14 protein-coding genes are annotated in these 13,948 nt (G+C 66.0%); 9 read left to right on the top strand and 5 right to left on the bottom strand.

The genetic code is table 11. The features are described 5' to 3' along the window. The first annotated feature begins 7 nt into the window (after nucleotides 1-7). Nucleotides 8-214, top strand: coding sequence for a hypothetical protein (locus tag VGV37_RS23175; protein WP_326882145.1), 207 nt, complete (start codon nucleotides 8-10; stop codon nucleotides 212-214). 29 nt (nucleotides 215-243) lie between these two features. On the opposite strand, the gene VGV37_RS23180 is transcribed toward VGV37_RS23175, so the two are convergent. Beyond that, nucleotides 244-1,353 (bottom strand): S-(hydroxymethyl)glutathione dehydrogenase/class III alcohol dehydrogenase, encoded by a 1,110-nt coding sequence (locus VGV37_RS23180; protein WP_326882146.1) that lies wholly within the window; start codon nucleotides 1,351-1,353, stop codon nucleotides 244-246. A gap of 372 nt (nucleotides 1,354-1,725) precedes the next feature. Here VGV37_RS23180 and VGV37_RS23185 point away from each other — a divergent pair, with 372 nt between their 5' ends. The 6 genes from VGV37_RS23185 (at nucleotide 1,726) to VGV37_RS23210 (ending at nucleotide 6,263) form a co-directional block, all read left to right on the top strand. Then, nucleotides 1,726-3,507 (top strand): methanol/ethanol family PQQ-dependent dehydrogenase, encoded by a 1,782-nt coding sequence (locus tag VGV37_RS23185; RefSeq protein ID WP_326882147.1) that lies wholly within the window; start codon nucleotides 1,726-1,728, stop codon nucleotides 3,505-3,507. Between the two features lie 165 nt (nucleotides 3,508-3,672). Further along, nucleotides 3,673-4,107 (top strand): cytochrome c, encoded by a 435-nt coding sequence (locus VGV37_RS23190; protein ID WP_326882148.1) that lies wholly within the window; start codon nucleotides 3,673-3,675, stop codon nucleotides 4,105-4,107. After that, nucleotides 4,100-4,936 (top strand): substrate-binding domain-containing protein, encoded by an 837-nt coding sequence (locus tag VGV37_RS23195; RefSeq protein WP_326882149.1) that lies wholly within the window; start codon nucleotides 4,100-4,102, stop codon nucleotides 4,934-4,936. The genes VGV37_RS23190 and VGV37_RS23195 overlap by 8 nt, the downstream gene beginning before the upstream one ends. A gap of 17 nt (nucleotides 4,937-4,953) precedes the next feature. After that, the gene (locus tag VGV37_RS23200; RefSeq protein ID WP_326882150.1) at nucleotides 4,954-5,496 is read left to right on the top strand and encodes a PQQ-dependent catabolism-associated CXXCW motif protein; all 543 of its coding nucleotides are present in this window, start codon (nucleotides 4,954-4,956) and stop codon (nucleotides 5,494-5,496) included. Between the two features lie 65 nt (nucleotides 5,497-5,561). Then, nucleotides 5,562-5,900 (top strand): cytochrome c family protein, encoded by a 339-nt coding sequence (locus VGV37_RS23205; protein ID WP_326882151.1) that lies wholly within the window; start codon nucleotides 5,562-5,564, stop codon nucleotides 5,898-5,900. A 21-nt stretch (nucleotides 5,901-5,921) separates the two neighbouring features. Beyond that, nucleotides 5,922-6,263 (top strand): hypothetical protein, encoded by a 342-nt coding sequence (locus VGV37_RS23210; protein WP_326882152.1) that lies wholly within the window; start codon nucleotides 5,922-5,924, stop codon nucleotides 6,261-6,263. Here the strand turns inward: VGV37_RS23210 and VGV37_RS23215 are convergent. Together VGV37_RS23215 and VGV37_RS23220 are read right to left on the bottom strand one after the other, a co-directional pair. Next, nucleotides 6,260-6,808 (bottom strand): hypothetical protein, encoded by a 549-nt coding sequence (locus VGV37_RS23215; RefSeq protein WP_326882153.1) that lies wholly within the window; start codon nucleotides 6,806-6,808, stop codon nucleotides 6,260-6,262. The genes VGV37_RS23210 and VGV37_RS23215 overlap by 4 nt on opposite strands. Before the next feature lie 38 nt (nucleotides 6,809-6,846). Beyond that, nucleotides 6,847-7,422, bottom strand: coding sequence for a hypothetical protein (locus VGV37_RS23220; RefSeq protein WP_326882154.1), 576 nt, complete (start codon nucleotides 7,420-7,422; stop codon nucleotides 6,847-6,849). A 129-nt stretch (nucleotides 7,423-7,551) separates the two neighbouring features. Between VGV37_RS23220 and VGV37_RS23225 the strand changes: the two genes are divergently transcribed. Beyond that, nucleotides 7,552-9,045: a PLP-dependent aminotransferase family protein gene (locus tag VGV37_RS23225; RefSeq protein WP_326882155.1), complete on the top strand. Its 1,494-nt coding sequence runs from the start codon at nucleotides 7,552-7,554 to the stop codon at nucleotides 9,043-9,045. Between the two features lie 3 nt (nucleotides 9,046-9,048). Here VGV37_RS23225 and VGV37_RS23230 read toward each other — a convergent pair whose 3' ends face one another. Next, entirely contained in the window at nucleotides 9,049-10,023 is a 975-nt protein-coding gene (locus VGV37_RS23230; protein WP_326882156.1) for an alpha/beta hydrolase, read from the bottom strand. A 61-nt stretch (nucleotides 10,024-10,084) separates the two neighbouring features. Next, entirely contained in the window at nucleotides 10,085-12,796 is a 2,712-nt protein-coding gene (locus VGV37_RS23235; protein WP_326882157.1) for an MGH1-like glycoside hydrolase domain-containing protein, read from the bottom strand. Between the two features lie 270 nt (nucleotides 12,797-13,066). Between VGV37_RS23235 and cyoA the strand changes: the two genes are divergently transcribed. Continuing rightward, nucleotides 13,067-13,948 (top strand): ubiquinol oxidase subunit II, encoded by an 882-nt coding sequence (gene cyoA / locus VGV37_RS23240; protein ID WP_326882158.1) that lies wholly within the window; start codon nucleotides 13,067-13,069, stop codon nucleotides 13,946-13,948.

The raw sequence follows: 13,948 nt of genomic DNA on the forward strand, positions 1-13,948 counted from the left end.
GGACAGGGTGATCGAATTGGTGCTGGTCTATTGCATGGTCGCCGATCCCGCCAACTGCCTGGAGCAGCGGCCGACCTTCGAGGAGCCGCTGACCGCAGCCAGCTGCCTGATGAACGCCCAGCAGATGGCCGTCGAGTACGTTCGCGAGCATCCGACGTGGCAGCTGAAAGGCTGGCGCTGCGAGAAAGACAAGCCGCCGGAACTGCCGGCCTGAAACCCGAGCCCTCATGATCCGCCGGCCGCTCAATAAAGCACGACGGATCGGATCGATTCGCCGCGCGCCATCAGATCGAAGCCCTCGTTGATCCTGTCCAGGGGCATGGTGTGGGTGATCAGGTCGTCGATGTTGATCTTCCGGTCCATGTACCAGTCGACGATCTTCGGCACGTCGGTGCGGCCGCGCGCCCCGCCGAACGCCGAGCCCATCCAGACGCGGCCGGTGACGAGCTGGAATGGCCGGGTCGAGATCTCCTGGCCCGCACCCGCGACGCCGATCACGACCGAGACGCCCCAGCCCTTGTGGCAGCATTCCAACGCCTGGCGCATCAGGGTGGTGTTGCCGACGCATTCGAAACTGTAGTCGGCACCGCCCTTGGTCAGCTCGACCAGATGGCCCACCAGATCGCCCTGGACTTCCTTCGGATTGACGAAATGGGTCATGCCGAATTTCCGCGCCAGTTCCTCGCGTGCCGGGTTGATGTCGACGCCGACGATCATGTCGGCGCCGGCGAGACGCGCGCCCTGGATGACGTTGAGCCCGATACCGCCCAGGCCGAACACGACCACGTTGGCGCCGACCTCGACCTTGGCGGTGAAGATGACCGCACCGATGCCGGTGGTCACGCCGCAGCCGATGTAGCAGACCTTGTCGAACGGCGCGTCGGGCCGGATCTTGGCCAGCGAGATCTCGGGCAGCACCGTGTAGTTCGCGAAGGTCGAGCAGCCCATGTAGTGATGGATCGGCTTGCCCTGGAACGAGAAGCGGCTGGTGCCGTCGGGCATCAGGCCGCGGCCCTGCGTCGTGCGGATCTTCTGACACAGGTTGGTCTTGCGGCTGAGGCAATAGTCGCATTCGCGGCATTCGGGCGTATAGAGCGGGATGACGTGGTCGCCCTTTTTCAGCGTGGTCACGCCAGGTCCGACGTCGACCACGATGCCGGCGCCCTCGTGGCCCAGGATGGCCGGGAACAGGCCTTCGGGATCGGCGCCCGACAGCGTGAACTTGTCGGTATGGCAGAGACCGGTCGCCTTCACTTCGACCAGCACCTCGCCGGCCCGCGGCCCTTCCAACTGCACCGTCTCGATCACGAGAGGTTTGCCGGCCTCGAAGGCCACTGCCGCGCGTACATCCATCGTCCGGAATCCTTGCCGTTGCTGTCGTTCGGATATTTGGCCGTCGATTGCCGCCGCTGCGCAAGGGAGGGCGCTCCGGCCTCCGTCGTTTTGTGCTGCTACGCACAAGACTCTGCCGCAACACGGTAACCATCTGGTTCCGAAGGGAAATGCCAGGCGTAACCGGATGCGGGAGGCGCTGCGTCGAACGCCTGCCGAAGGGGTACTGGACTAAAGTCGTATCGCCGGAGAGGGGTGGCGGCATTGACCCCCGGACCCGTCCGCGCAATCGTCACATCCGGCTAGCGAGCGCAGCATCGCAAGAAATGGCCGTGCGCTTCCGAGGCTTCTTCAGAAGAGTTGCCCGGGCGACGACAAGATTGGGAGGAAACCGTGAAACTGAGAGATTTTTCAGTGTTGGCCTGCTCTGCGCTTGTCTTCGCGGGGCCGGCTCTCGCCAACGACGAGTTGGTGAAGCTGCAGCAGGACGCCAATCAATGGGTCATGCCGACCGGCGACTACAGCAACCATCGCTATAGTACGCTGAAGCAGATCAACGCCCAGAACGTCAAGGATCTGCATCCGGTCTGGAGCTTCTCGACCGGCGTGTTGCGTGGCCACGAGGGCGGCCCGCTGATCATCGGCGACACGATGTATGTGCACACGCCGTTTCCGAACAAGGTCTTCGCGCTCGACCTCAACGACAGCGGCAAGATCATCTGGCAGTACGAGCCGAAGCAGGATCCGAACGTCATTCCGGTGATGTGCTGCGACACGGTCAATCGCGGCGTCGCCTATGGTGACGGCAAGATCATCCTCGCCCAGGCGGACGCCAGCGTCGTGGCGCTCGACGCCAAGACCGGCAAGGAACTCTGGAAGATCGCGAACGGCGACGCGAAGAAGGGCGAGACCATGACGTCGGCGCCGATGATCGTGAAGGACAAGGTCCTGGTCGGCATCAGCGGCGGCGAATTCGGCGTGCAGGGGCGGCTGACCGCGCTCAATCTCAAGGACGGCTCGGTCGCCTGGAAGGCCTATTCGGTCGGTCCGGACGATCAGATCCTGTTCGACGCCAAGACCACGGAAATGGGCAAGCCGGTCGCCAAGGATTCCTCGATCAGCACCTGGCAGGGCGACCAGTGGAAGACTGGCGGAGGCGCCACCTGGGGCTGGTATTCCTACGATCCGAAGCTGAACCTGGTCTATTACGGCTCGGGCAATCCCAGCACCTGGAACCCGTCGCAGCGCCCGGGCGACAACAAATGGTCGATGACGATCTTCGCGCGCAATCCGGATACGGGCGTCGCCAAGTGGGTCTACCAGATGACTCCCCACGACGAGTGGGACTATGACGGCGTCAACGAGATGATCCTGGCCGACATCCCGGTGAAGGGAAAGCCGACCAAGGCGCTCGTGCATTTCGACCGCAACGGCTTCGCTTATACGTTGGATCGCGAGACGGGCGAATTGCTGGTTGCCGAGAAGTACGACCCGGCGGTCAATTGGGCGACCCACGTCGACATGAAGACCGGCCGGCCCGAGGTCGTGAAGGCCTACAGCACGAACGCGCAGGGCGAGGATCACAATACCAAGGGCATCTGCCCGGCGGCCCTGGGGTCGAAGGACCAGCAACCGGCGGCCTTCTCGCCGCAGACCGGCCTGTTCTACGTGCCGACCAACCATGTCTGCATGGATTACGAGCCGTTCAAGGTCGCCTATACCGCCGGCCAGCCCTACGTCGGGGCGACCCTGTCAATGTTCCCGCCCAAGGGTGAGACCAACCTCGGCAACTTCATCGCCTTCGACGCCGGCAAGGGCAAAGTGGTCTGGACCGACAAGGAGCCGTTCTCGGTCTGGTCGGGCGCGCTCGCCACGGCCGGCGACATCGCCTTCTACGGCACGCTCGAGGGCTATCTGAAGGCGGTCGACATCAAGACCGGCAAGGAGCTGTACCGCTACAAGACCCCGTCGGGCATCATCGGCAACGTCACGACCTATACCCACAAGGGCAAGCAATATATCGCCGTGCTGTCGGGTGTGGGTGGCTGGGCCGGTATCGGCATGGCGGCGGGGCTCGCCAACGATACCGACGGCCTGGGCGCCGTCGGTGCCTACAAGAGCCTGTCGAACTATACCCAGCTGGGTGGCGTCCTGACCGTGTTCGCGGTGAACTGACGTCTTCGAAGCCGAACCGGCGCGGCCGTTCCATCCCTGCACCGAGCACGGGGATCGGAACGGCCGTTTCCGCCAGCATACCTTCGTTCATCACACGTCCGAACCGATGCAGCCTGCCCCACGATGCCGTTTGCGGTGCCAGGGCCGGCGAAGGGAGTCCGATTAATGGGTAAAGGTCTGCAGTCGGCCGCCATGGCTTTTCTGATCCTCACCATTCCTTCCGCCGTCCTGTTGACGGCAGCGCGCGCCGCAGACGAACCGAAGCCCTACAAGATCGAAAATGGCCACGTCGACCAGGCGACCTACAACGGCTATCGCCGCTACGGCGAATCCTGCATGCGCTGCCACGGCCCCGACGGTGCCGGCAGTTCCTACGCGCCGGACCTGACGGATTCCCTGAAGCACCTCGATCACGACCAGTTCGCCGAGGTCGTGATCAATGGCCGCCAGAACGTCACCACCTCGAACTCCAACGTCATGCCCTCGTTCGGCACGGCGGAAGACGTGGTGAATTATCTCGACGACATCTACGGCTACCTGAAGGCGCGTTCCGACGGGGTTCTCGGCCGCGGCCGGCCGAAACGGGCCGGCGATGATTAGCCGGGCGGCGCTGCTCGCCGGCCTGATCGGGCTCAGTGGCGTCGCCGCCCCCGCTGCGGCCCAGACCGCGATCGAACTGGTGTCGCGCACCGAACTGCGGGTCTGCGCCGATCCGAGCGACCTGCCATTCTCCAACGACAAGCGGGAAGGCTTCGAGAACAAGATCGCCGAACTCATCGGCCAGGAGCTGCAACTGCCGGTCAGCTACGTCTGGTTTCCCCAGGTCGTGGGTTTCGTACGGAACACGCTCAGGGCCCGCCAATGCGACCTGGTCATGGGTACGGTCGACGGCGACGCCCTGATGGCCAACACCAACGCCTATTACCATTCGGGCTACATGATCGTCACCCGGACCGACGACGGCATCGTGGCGACCGGCCTCGGCGATCCGGCGCTGGCCGACAAGCGGATCGGCCTCGTCGCGGCCACGCCGCCGACCGACCTGCTGCTGCGCCACGGGTTGATGCCCCATGTCACGTCCTACGCGCTCGCTGTCGACACGCGCTACGATTCGCCGGCCCGGGCCATGATCCAGGACATCCTGGACCGCAAGATCGACGTCGGCCTGCTGTGGGGGCCGATCGCCGGCTACTACATCAAGCACGAGACTTTGCCGTTGAAGGCCACGTTCCTCGACGGCGAGCCGGATTCGACGCGGCTCGACTTCCGCATCGCCATGGGCGTTCGCGCCGGCGAGCCCGAATGGCGCCGCCGGATCAACGCCGCCCTGGAAAAGCATCGGCCCGAGGTTGCCCAGCTGCTCGCCGCCTACGGCGTCCCGCTACTCGACGAGCAGGGTCATCCCGTCCCGGCGCCGGCGGGACAATGAGGTGCCTGGCGCTCGGTATGACGGCGGCGATCTTGGCAGCGCCCGGTCCGGCACCTGCCGGCGTGCCGGAGCCGCAAGGCTATCGCCTCGACGGGTATCGCGCGCCGGTTCCGGGAACGCTGACGGGCGGCCATGTCGTCCATACCAGGGAACTGCAGACGCTGCTGGCCCGCGGGGGCGCCCTGGCGATCGACGTGCTGCCGGCGCCGCGGCGGCCGGACGGCATGCGGCCGGATCAGCCCTGGATGCCGGTGCCGCGGCGCGACATTCCGGACAGCCTGTGGTTGCCGGATGTGGGCCGGGGCGCGCTGGCCCCAGCGCTCGATGCCTGGTTTCGCGACGCCCTGGCCAAGGCCACGGCTGGGGACGGCAAACGCCCGCTGGTGTTTTATTGCCTCAGCCGCTGCTGGATGAGCTGGAACGCGGCGAAGCGCGCGGTGCGTTATGGCTATCGGCGGGTCTATTGGTATCCGGACGGCAGCGACGGTTGGGCCCGGGCGGGGCTGCCGCTTGCCCAGGCGACGCCCGAGCCGCGCGACCGGGCCGGCGATGGGCAATGACCCGAATTCAGGTGGAGGCGACGCGAGGAATGACGATGCGCTGGATGGGATACGGAGCCGCGACGGTGGCTCTCTTCACGATGGGTACCGCCTGGGCCGATGGCGATGCCGCGGCCGGCAAGGAAATCTTCAAGAAATGCGCGCTGTGCCATTCGCCGGACGCCGGCGTGAACAAGGTGGGCCCCAGCCTCCACGGCATCGTCGGCCGGCATTCCGCCAGCATCGAGACCTTCAACTACTCACCCGCGATGAAGTCGTTCGACAAGGTGTGGGACGCGGCGCAGCTCGACACCTATCTGACCGACCCGCGCGGCGTCGTGCCCGGAACGAAGATGATCTTTCCGGGCCTCAAGGACGACAAGGATCGGCAGAACGTCATTGCGTATCTATCGACACTGAAATGACCGTCAAGCAGGGGGTGTAGCATGGGCACGCAATATTTCATGGTCCTGACCGACCCGGTCGAGGGCCAGGATGCGGCCTACAACGACTGGTATGACAATCAACATCTGGCGGACGTGCTGGCGGTCGACGGCTTCGTGTCCGCCCAGCGCTTCAGTCTCAGCCACCAGAAAGGGCCCGAAGGCGCCCTGGTCTCGAAATTTCTCGCGATCTACGAGATGGAGACCGACGACGTCGACGCGACCTTGGCGACGCTGCTGGCACGGCTCGGCACCTCGGTCATGCCGGTCACGCCGGCGCTCGACGACCGGAACCTGGGCATGTTCGTGGCGACCGCGCTCGCCGCGCCCAGGCGTCGGGCTTAGGAAGCCAGCCGGGTATATCTGTTGATCCAGTTGGTCTCCCAGGTTTTGCCGCCGTCATCGGAAAAGGCTTGTTCGGACCGGGCCGTGTCGGCGGTGATGCCCCAGATGGAAAACCGCACCAGGATGGCCTTGCCGCCGATCGATTCCTGGTCGTAGAAGTCGCCGCGCCCGTTCTTGAACACGCCGACGTTCGGGATGCCCAGCGAGCCGACGTTCGGCGTGGCGAAGTCCAGGTTCCATTGGCGGGTGGTCGGATTGTACCAGCGCAGGCCCAGCAGTTCGATGTGGCCGGCCGGGCCATCGGCCGCGAATTCCGCCAGATTGGCGCGCCCGCCCCAGATCTTGCCGACCTTGGTGATGCCTTCCATCTCGACCCAGGTCGTCGATCCGGTCAGCGGATGCATCAGGCGCGACGAGTGGGTCTTCCACGTCCCGAAGTCGAAATCGAAATCATGCTGCCCGTCATGCTCGGCGCTCGCCGGCTTTGCGTCCGCCGGACCGGCCGCTGCGCCCGATGCCGGCGAGATGCAGGCGAGGGCGAGCATTCCCAGGCAGAGGCACGCCCTCGTGACGCGGCACCCCCTCACGACGGCTGGCGCGTCAGGTTCGCGATGAAGGCGGGTGCCCAGGTCTTGCCGCCGTCGTCCGAATAGGATTCCTCGAAATGATGGGCATCGGGCGTGATGTCCGACCAGACGCCGCGCACCAGGATGGACCGGTCGTTGAAAGTATCCTGGGAGAACAGCTCGCCGCGTCCGTCCTTGAAGGCGCCGATCAGGGGCGACACCAGGACGCCGCTCTTGCTGCTGACGAAGTTCTGGCTCCACTGGTGCGCTGCGGGATTGTAGAGAAACAGCGTCATGCCTTCCCAATGGCCGTTGGGGCCGTCGGCTTCGATCTCCTCCAGCTGGGCCCGGCCGTCCCAGACCTTGCGGACGGTGACGGTGCCATTGAGCTCCATCGACTTGGTCGCGCCGGACAGCGGATCCAGGATGCGCTTGATGTGGGTTTTCCAGACCCCGATGTTGAAATCGAAATCGTGCGCGCCATCCCGCGCCGCGGGCGCTGCCGCCTCGCCCGCGGCGCGGGCCGGTCCGTTTCCGCCGAGCGCGATCGCGCCGGCGAGGGCGCAGAGGCCGAAAAACCGTGTGAACTTCATTGCCGTCTCCGTGGGGCTGTGCCGACCGGTCGGGTCTTGACGCTATTGGCGCGTTCAGCCCCCTTTCTCTGAAGGGCCACTTGGGGGAAAAAGAACTGGGCCACTCCTCCACCATGGCGACCGGGTGCAATGGATCCGCTGTTCGAAATCACGCTCGACCTGGCCGCCAAGGGTTCGCGCGAGGCGTCGCGGACGCTTTGCGATCAACTGCGGGCGGCCATCCTGGATGGCCGGCTGCGGCCGGGCGCCAAGCTGCCCGCGACCCGGAAATCCGAGAGCTTCTTCGGCGTGTCGCGGAACACCGCACTCGAGGTTTATGACCAGCTGCTCTACGAAGGCTACGTCGTCGCCCGCCACGGCTCCGGCACCTACGTGGCCGACACGGTTCCGACGGCGGTGCGGCCATCCTCGCCGGCCGGCGACGCCGCGCCCGACCCTCGCCTGAACGCGTTCTGGCTTCGTCCCGATGTCACGGCAGCCATGGGATTCTGGCGGGATCGGCCGGAACCGCCCGTGTCACCGCGCCAACCGCAGCCCGTCGATTTCCGGCCGGCGCTGATCGATTCCCGGCTGTTCCCGTTCGATACTTTCCGCCAGGTCAGCGCCAAACAGTTGCGGGGATTGGAGAACAAGCCGGCGCGCTACAAGAGCGCGCAAGGAAACCAGGGAAACTACCGCCTGCGCGATGCGATCACGAAGCACATCGCGCTTACGCGCGCGGTCGTCTGCCGGGCCGACGACATCGTCGTCACCTCCGGCGCGCAACAGGCGTTCGATCTGCTGGCCCGCGTGCTCGTCACCTCGAACGAGACGGTCGTCGCGGTCGAGGATCCTGGCTATCCGCCGATGCGGGTGGCCTTCGCTGCGGCAGGCGCCAAACTCGTGCCCGTCGAGGTCGATGGTGAGGGTCTGGTGGTCGAGCGGTTGCCGCCCGACGTCGGCATCATCTGCCTGTGCCCGTCCCATCAATTTCCGTTGGGCGTGACCCTGTCGCCGTGCCGCCGCCAGGCACTCATCGCCTTCGCGCGGCGCCACGGCGCCGTCATCATCGAGGACGATTACGACGGCGAGTTCCGTAACGACGGCGCGGCGCTCGAGGCGCTCCGGACCGCTGATGCCGCCGACGTCGTCTTCTATGTCGGCACTTTTTCGAAGTGCATGCTGCCGGCCTTGCGGCTGGGCTTCGTCGTCGCGCCGGACTGGGCCTTGCGCACCCTGGTCGCCGCCAAGAATTGCCTGGACTGGCACTGCTCGACGCCGGTGCAGATGGGGGTGGCCGGCTTCATCGCCGAGGGCCATCTGGCCCACCACGTCCGCAAGATGCGCCGGATCTACCGGCAGCGGCGCGAACGGCTGCTGGGCTTTCTGCGCGACCACCTGGACGAATGGCTGGAGCCGATCCCCTCGCTCTACGGCATGCATGTCGCCGCGGCGGCGCGCGCGGACCTGGACCTCGATCGGGTGACCGAGACGCTGCTGAAATCCGACGTGAAGATCCACGCGTTCAGCCGCTACTACCTCGGGCCGCCGACCATGGCCGGCCTGATCTTCGGCTATGGCGCGGTCGACCTGCCCGAGATGGAGCGCGGCTTGGCCGCCCTGCGCGAGGCCTTGAGGCGATAACCGTCAGGCCGGCATCGACAGGAAACCGTGCATGATGTGCCAGTAGCGCCTGCGGGCCAGGCCCATGCTCAGCGAATGGGCGGCGCCGGGGATCACGCTGTATTGCCGATCCGGTGTCGCCAGCTTGGCCATGAAGGCCAACAGGTCCTGTTCGGTTGCGATGCCGTCGTATTCGCCGCGGGCGACCAGGGTCGGCACCGTGATCCTGGCGGGGTCGATGATTGGCAGGTTGACCGTCATGTCCAGGTAGGTGCCGGCCGGGATCGACGTGCCGTGGGGCAGCTCCGCGGCGGCCATGGCCGGGCCGACGCGCGGATCGGCCGTGCCGGGCCGGTCGCGGGTGAAGATGCTGAGGATCGCCGCCTCGTCGCGCGGACGCGTGGTGTGGGTCTTGTAATATTCCGCCTGTTCCGCCCGCTTGGCGAGGGTCGGCGATCCGGCGCCCGTCCAGGTCATCGCTTCCAGCACCAGGCGATTGACCCGGTCCGGATGGTCCATGGCAAAGCGCCCGCATTTGAGCGCGCCGCCGGACTCGCCCATCAGATGAACCTTGGATTGGCCGGTCTGTGCCTTGATCAGGTCGACCGTGGCCAGCAGGTCCTCAGATCCCATGGCGATGTCGGAATTGCCGGTCGGCATGGTCGATTTCCCATAGCCGGAAAAATCCAGGGCCCAGACGTCGTAGCCCCAATGGGCGAAGACGTTCATCATCGAATATTCGCCGGCGCCCGGCACGGTGAGGTCGAAGGTCGGCAAGGCGGAGACCGAGGAGCCATGGGCCAGCAGCAGCGCCGGCGTGCGGCCGGCGCCTTCGGGGGTCTTGCGATAGATCGTCAGCACCGCGTCGCCGCGCGGCGTCGTGTAGGTCGCGGTCCGATAGGGCGGCTCGGCCGCCCGGGCCGCTCCGGTGGCTGCCGCGGCGGCGGCCAGCGCCAGTCCCGCACCCATCAACATGTCCCGTCTGCCGATTTCCGTCATCTGCTCGTCCTTCATCTCCAGGCCGTCACTCGCGCGCCGGGGTCCCGCAGCGGCATCGTCATCATTCCGCCTTGGTTTCCCCGACCGCGGAGGGGGCCTCGACGACGAAGGGGCAATTGTTTTCCGACCGCGGCTGCAACAGCAGCGCGATCAGTGCGGTCCAGCCGGTCTGATGGGATGCACCCAGGCCCAGGCCGGTGTCACCATGGAAATATTCGTGGAACAGCACATGGTCGCGGAAAGCGGGATCGCTCTGCTGGCGCTCGCTGTCGCCATGGAGCGCCCTGCGGCCCCGATCGTCGCGCAGGAACAGGCGTGCCAGGCGGCAGGACAGCTCACCCGCGACCTCTTTCAGGCTGAGATAGGTTTCGGATCCGACCGGGCATTCGACCTTGAAATCATCGCCATAATATTCGTGATGCTCGAGCAGCGCCTCGATGATCAGGAAATTCACCGGCATCCAGACCGGCCCGCGCCAATTCGAATTGCCGCCGAACAGGTAGGACGCGGATACGCCGGGCTGATAGCCGACGCTGAATTCCTGGCCGGCATGCTCGAAGACATAGGGATGCTGCTCGTGGATTTTGGACAGCGAGCGGATGCCGTGGTCCGACAGGAACTCGGTCTCGTCCAGCATGCGCCGCAGCAACTGCTTCAGGCGATGGCCGCGCAGCAGCGACAGCAGCTGCCGCTCGCCGCGCCCCTTGTCGGTCCAGCGCGAGACCAGTTCGGCCAGTTCCGGGCGATGCTTCAGGAACCAGTCGAGTCGGGCGGCGAAATCCGGCAGCCGGTCGAGCATCTCGCCGTCGATCACCTCGACCGCGAACAGCGGGATCAGCCCGACCATCGAGCGGACCCGCAGCGGCACGCGCTGGCCGCCCGGCAGGTTCAGCACGTCGTAGAAGAACTGGTCCGCCTCGTCCCACAGGCCCAGGTCTTCGCCGCCGATCCGGGTCATCGCGTCGGCGATATAGAGGAAATGTTCGAAGAATTTGGTGGCGATATCCTGGTAGACCGGGTTTTCCTCGGCCAGTTCCAGCGCGATGCGCATCAGGTTCAGCGTGTACATCGCCATCCAGGCGGTGCCGTCGGACTGGCGGATCTCGCCGCCGGTCGGCAGCGGCTTGCTGCGATCGAAGATGCCGATGTTGTCGAGGCCCAGGAAGCCGCCCTCGAAGATGTTGCGGCCTTCGGAATCCTTGCGGTTCACCCACCAGGTGAAATTGACCATCAGCTTGTGGAAGACCCGCTCCAGGAACGGCCGGTCGCCCACGCCGCCGTTGCGCTCGCGATCCATGCGATAGACCCGCCAGGCCGCCCAGGCATGGACCGGCGGGTTCACGTCGCCGAACGCCCATTCGTAGGCCGGCAGCTGGCCGTTCGGGTGCATGTACCATTCCCGCGTCAGCAGGATCAGCTGGTCCTTGGCGAACTCCGGATCGATCAGCGCCATGGTCACGCAGTGGAAGGCCAGGTCCCAGGAGGCGTACCAGGGATATTCCCACGTGTCGGGCATCAGGATGACGTCGGCGTTGTTGAGATGCACCCAGCGGGCATCGCGGCCGTTGAGCCGGCTGGCTGGCGGCGGCGGCTGGTCCGGGTCACCGGCCAGCCATTGCGGAACGTCGAACTGGTAGAACTGCTTGGACCAGAGCAGGCCGGCGAGCGCCTGGCGCTGGACCCGCCTTGCGTCCGGATCGTCGATGCCGCGCTGGACGACCGCGTAGAACTCGTCCGCATCGGCCCGGCGGGCGGCCATCACGGTGTCGAAATCGCCCTGTGGTGCTTCGGCCGACAGGCGCAGCCGGACCTGCGCGCTGCCGCCGGCCGGGACCATCAGGCGATGGTGGACCGCGAGCTTGGTGCCTTCGCGCGCCGGGTTGATCGCCGACGCGTCGCCGCCCACGACATAGTCGTTGATGCCGTCCTTGAAATAGCCGAGCGCGTCGGTCTGGGACAGGCGGCGGGTGTTGGTGTCGTTGTCGCAGAACAGCAGCGTGCCGTCGCCCTCGGCGACGAGCTGCATCTCCGGCAGGCTGGGGTGGGTGACGCGGACGGTACCCGGGCCGATCTCGGTGAACAGCGGCCGCCGCTTGACCGGCCGCCAGGACCAGATGTTGCGCGCCCACAGCTGCGGCAGCAGGTGCAACTCCGCCGCCTCCGCTGCGCGGTTGGTCACCGTCACCTGCATCAGGATGTCGTCGCCGTTGGCCTTGGCATATTCGATCTCGACGTCGAAATACCGGTTCTCGTCGAACAGGCCGGTGTCGAGCAGCTCGTATTCCGGTTGGCCGACGCCGCGCCGCTTGTTCTCCGCGATGAGGTCATCGTAAGGAAAGGCGCCCTGTGGATATTTATACAGCATCCGCATGTAGGAATGGGTCGGGATGCCGTCGAGGTAATAGTAGAGCTCCTTCACATCCTCGCCGTGGTTGCCCTGCGGATTGGTCAGGCCGAACAGCCGCTCCTTCAGGAACGGATCCCGGCCGTTCCACAGCGCCAGGCCCAGGCACAGCTTCGTCTTGTCGTCGCCGAAGCCGCCGATGCCGTCCTCGCCCCAACGATAGGCGCGGCTGCGCGCGTGGTCGTGGGGCAGGTACGCCCAGGCGTCGCCGTCGGCGCTGTAATCCTCGCGCACCGTGCCCCATTGGCGCTCGCTGAGATACGGCCCCCAGCGCCGCCAGTCGGGGCTGCGCCGGGCCGCCTCCAGCCGGCGGCCCTCGGCGGTGTCGGCAATCGTGGCGGGGGTCGGGCGCCGGGCGCTTCGGGGCATAGGGAGTTCCTGTGGATCAGCACGGGGATCGGCGGCAAGGTCGTTCATCCGCCTTCTCCCGAACGCTCCGGGCGTGGCGTTGGGTCCGTTCCCGCAGCAGCGACCGAAGGCCGCTGCGGGCTCTATCGGCCGGTCATTCGCCGCGCGCTCATGCTAGAACGGAACCGTCCGGCAGGCCCACCCATTAGTCAGCAGCGGTGCTGTCGAACGACGAGCGGTCATGGGGGCACCTGACCGCAGGTCGCAGAGGCTCTTACCAGGGGGATTCCGATGGCCAGACCTGTCGCCGTTGGAACGGTCGTCGCGATCGCCGTAGCCTCGGCACTCGGCGGTTGTTCCGGCGTGCTCGATCCGCAGGGGCCGATCGCGTCGGCGGAAAAGACCATCCTGTTCAACTCGCTTGGCATCATGCTGGCGATCGTGGTTCCGACCATCCTTGCGACCCTTGGCGTCGCCTGGTGGTTCCGCGCCGCGAATACCCGCGCGAAATACCTGCCCGACTGGGAATATTCCGGCCGGATCGAGATGGTGGTCTGGGCCATCCCGGCGATGACGGTGCTGCTGCTGGGCGGCATCGGGTGGGTCGGCTCGCACGACCTCGACCCGCCCAAGCCCATCAGCACGACCTTGACCCCGGTCGAGGTCGAGGTGGTCTCGCTCGACTGGAAATGGCTGTTCATCTATCCCGACCTGGGCATCGCCAGCGTCAACCGGCTCGTCGTCCCGGCGGGCACGCCGATCCGTTTCGAACTGTCGTCCGACGGCGTCATGAACAGCTTCTTCGTGCCGCAACTAGGCAGCCAGATCTACACCATGGCCGGCATGACGACGCATCTGCAGCTTCAGGCGGACAAGCCCGGGACCTATCCGGGATTCTCGGCGCAATTCAGCGGCGACGGCTTCTCCGACATGCATTTCAACGTCGATGCCATGACACCGGACAAGTTCACCGCCTGGGTCAATGCCACGCGCGGCGCCGGCGCCACGCTCGATCCCGCGAGCTTCGCCGCACTGGCCAAGCCCAGCCAGGCAGTGCCGGTCTCGACCTACGGCAGCGTCGCCCAGGACATGTTCCAGGCGATCGTGCATCCGAACGTACCGCCCGTCGCCCCGGGGCAGGCGAGCCACGCCGCCATGCACATGGAGAAATAG

The sequence above is a fragment of the Aliidongia sp. genome (assembly GCF_035943795.1).
Taxonomy (GTDB): Bacteria; Pseudomonadota; Alphaproteobacteria; order ATCC43930; family CGMCC-115725; genus Aliidongia.

Bases quoted from the DNA above. Each gene is read 5' to 3' on its own strand.
- VGV37_RS23180 (WP_326882146.1), bottom strand. From the start codon at position 1,353: ATGGATGTACGCGCGGCAGTGGCCTTCGAGGCCGGCAAACCTCTCGTG.
- VGV37_RS23190 (WP_326882148.1), top strand. From the start codon at position 3,673: ATGGGTAAAGGTCTGCAGTCGGCCGCCATGGCTTTTCTGATCCTCACC.
- VGV37_RS23195 (WP_326882149.1), top strand. From the start codon at position 4,100: ATGATTAGCCGGGCGGCGCTGCTCGCCGGCCTGATCGGGCTCAGTGGC.
- VGV37_RS23200 (WP_326882150.1), top strand. From the start codon at position 4,954: ATGACGGCGGCGATCTTGGCAGCGCCCGGTCCGGCACCTGCCGGCGTG.
- VGV37_RS23210 (WP_326882152.1), top strand. From the start codon at position 5,922: ATGGGCACGCAATATTTCATGGTCCTGACCGACCCGGTCGAGGGCCAG.
- VGV37_RS23215 (WP_326882153.1), bottom strand. From the start codon at position 6,808: ATGCTCGCCCTCGCCTGCATCTCGCCGGCATCGGGCGCAGCGGCCGGT.
- VGV37_RS23220 (WP_326882154.1), bottom strand. From the start codon at position 7,422: ATGAAGTTCACACGGTTTTTCGGCCTCTGCGCCCTCGCCGGCGCGATC.
- VGV37_RS23225 (WP_326882155.1), top strand. From the start codon at position 7,552: ATGGATCCGCTGTTCGAAATCACGCTCGACCTGGCCGCCAAGGGTTCG.
- VGV37_RS23230 (WP_326882156.1), bottom strand. From the start codon at position 10,023: ATGACGGAAATCGGCAGACGGGACATGTTGATGGGTGCGGGACTGGCG.
- VGV37_RS23235 (WP_326882157.1), bottom strand. From the start codon at position 12,796: ATGCCCCGAAGCGCCCGGCGCCCGACCCCCGCCACGATTGCCGACACC.
- cyoA (WP_326882158.1), top strand. From the start codon at position 13,067: ATGGCCAGACCTGTCGCCGTTGGAACGGTCGTCGCGATCGCCGTAGCC.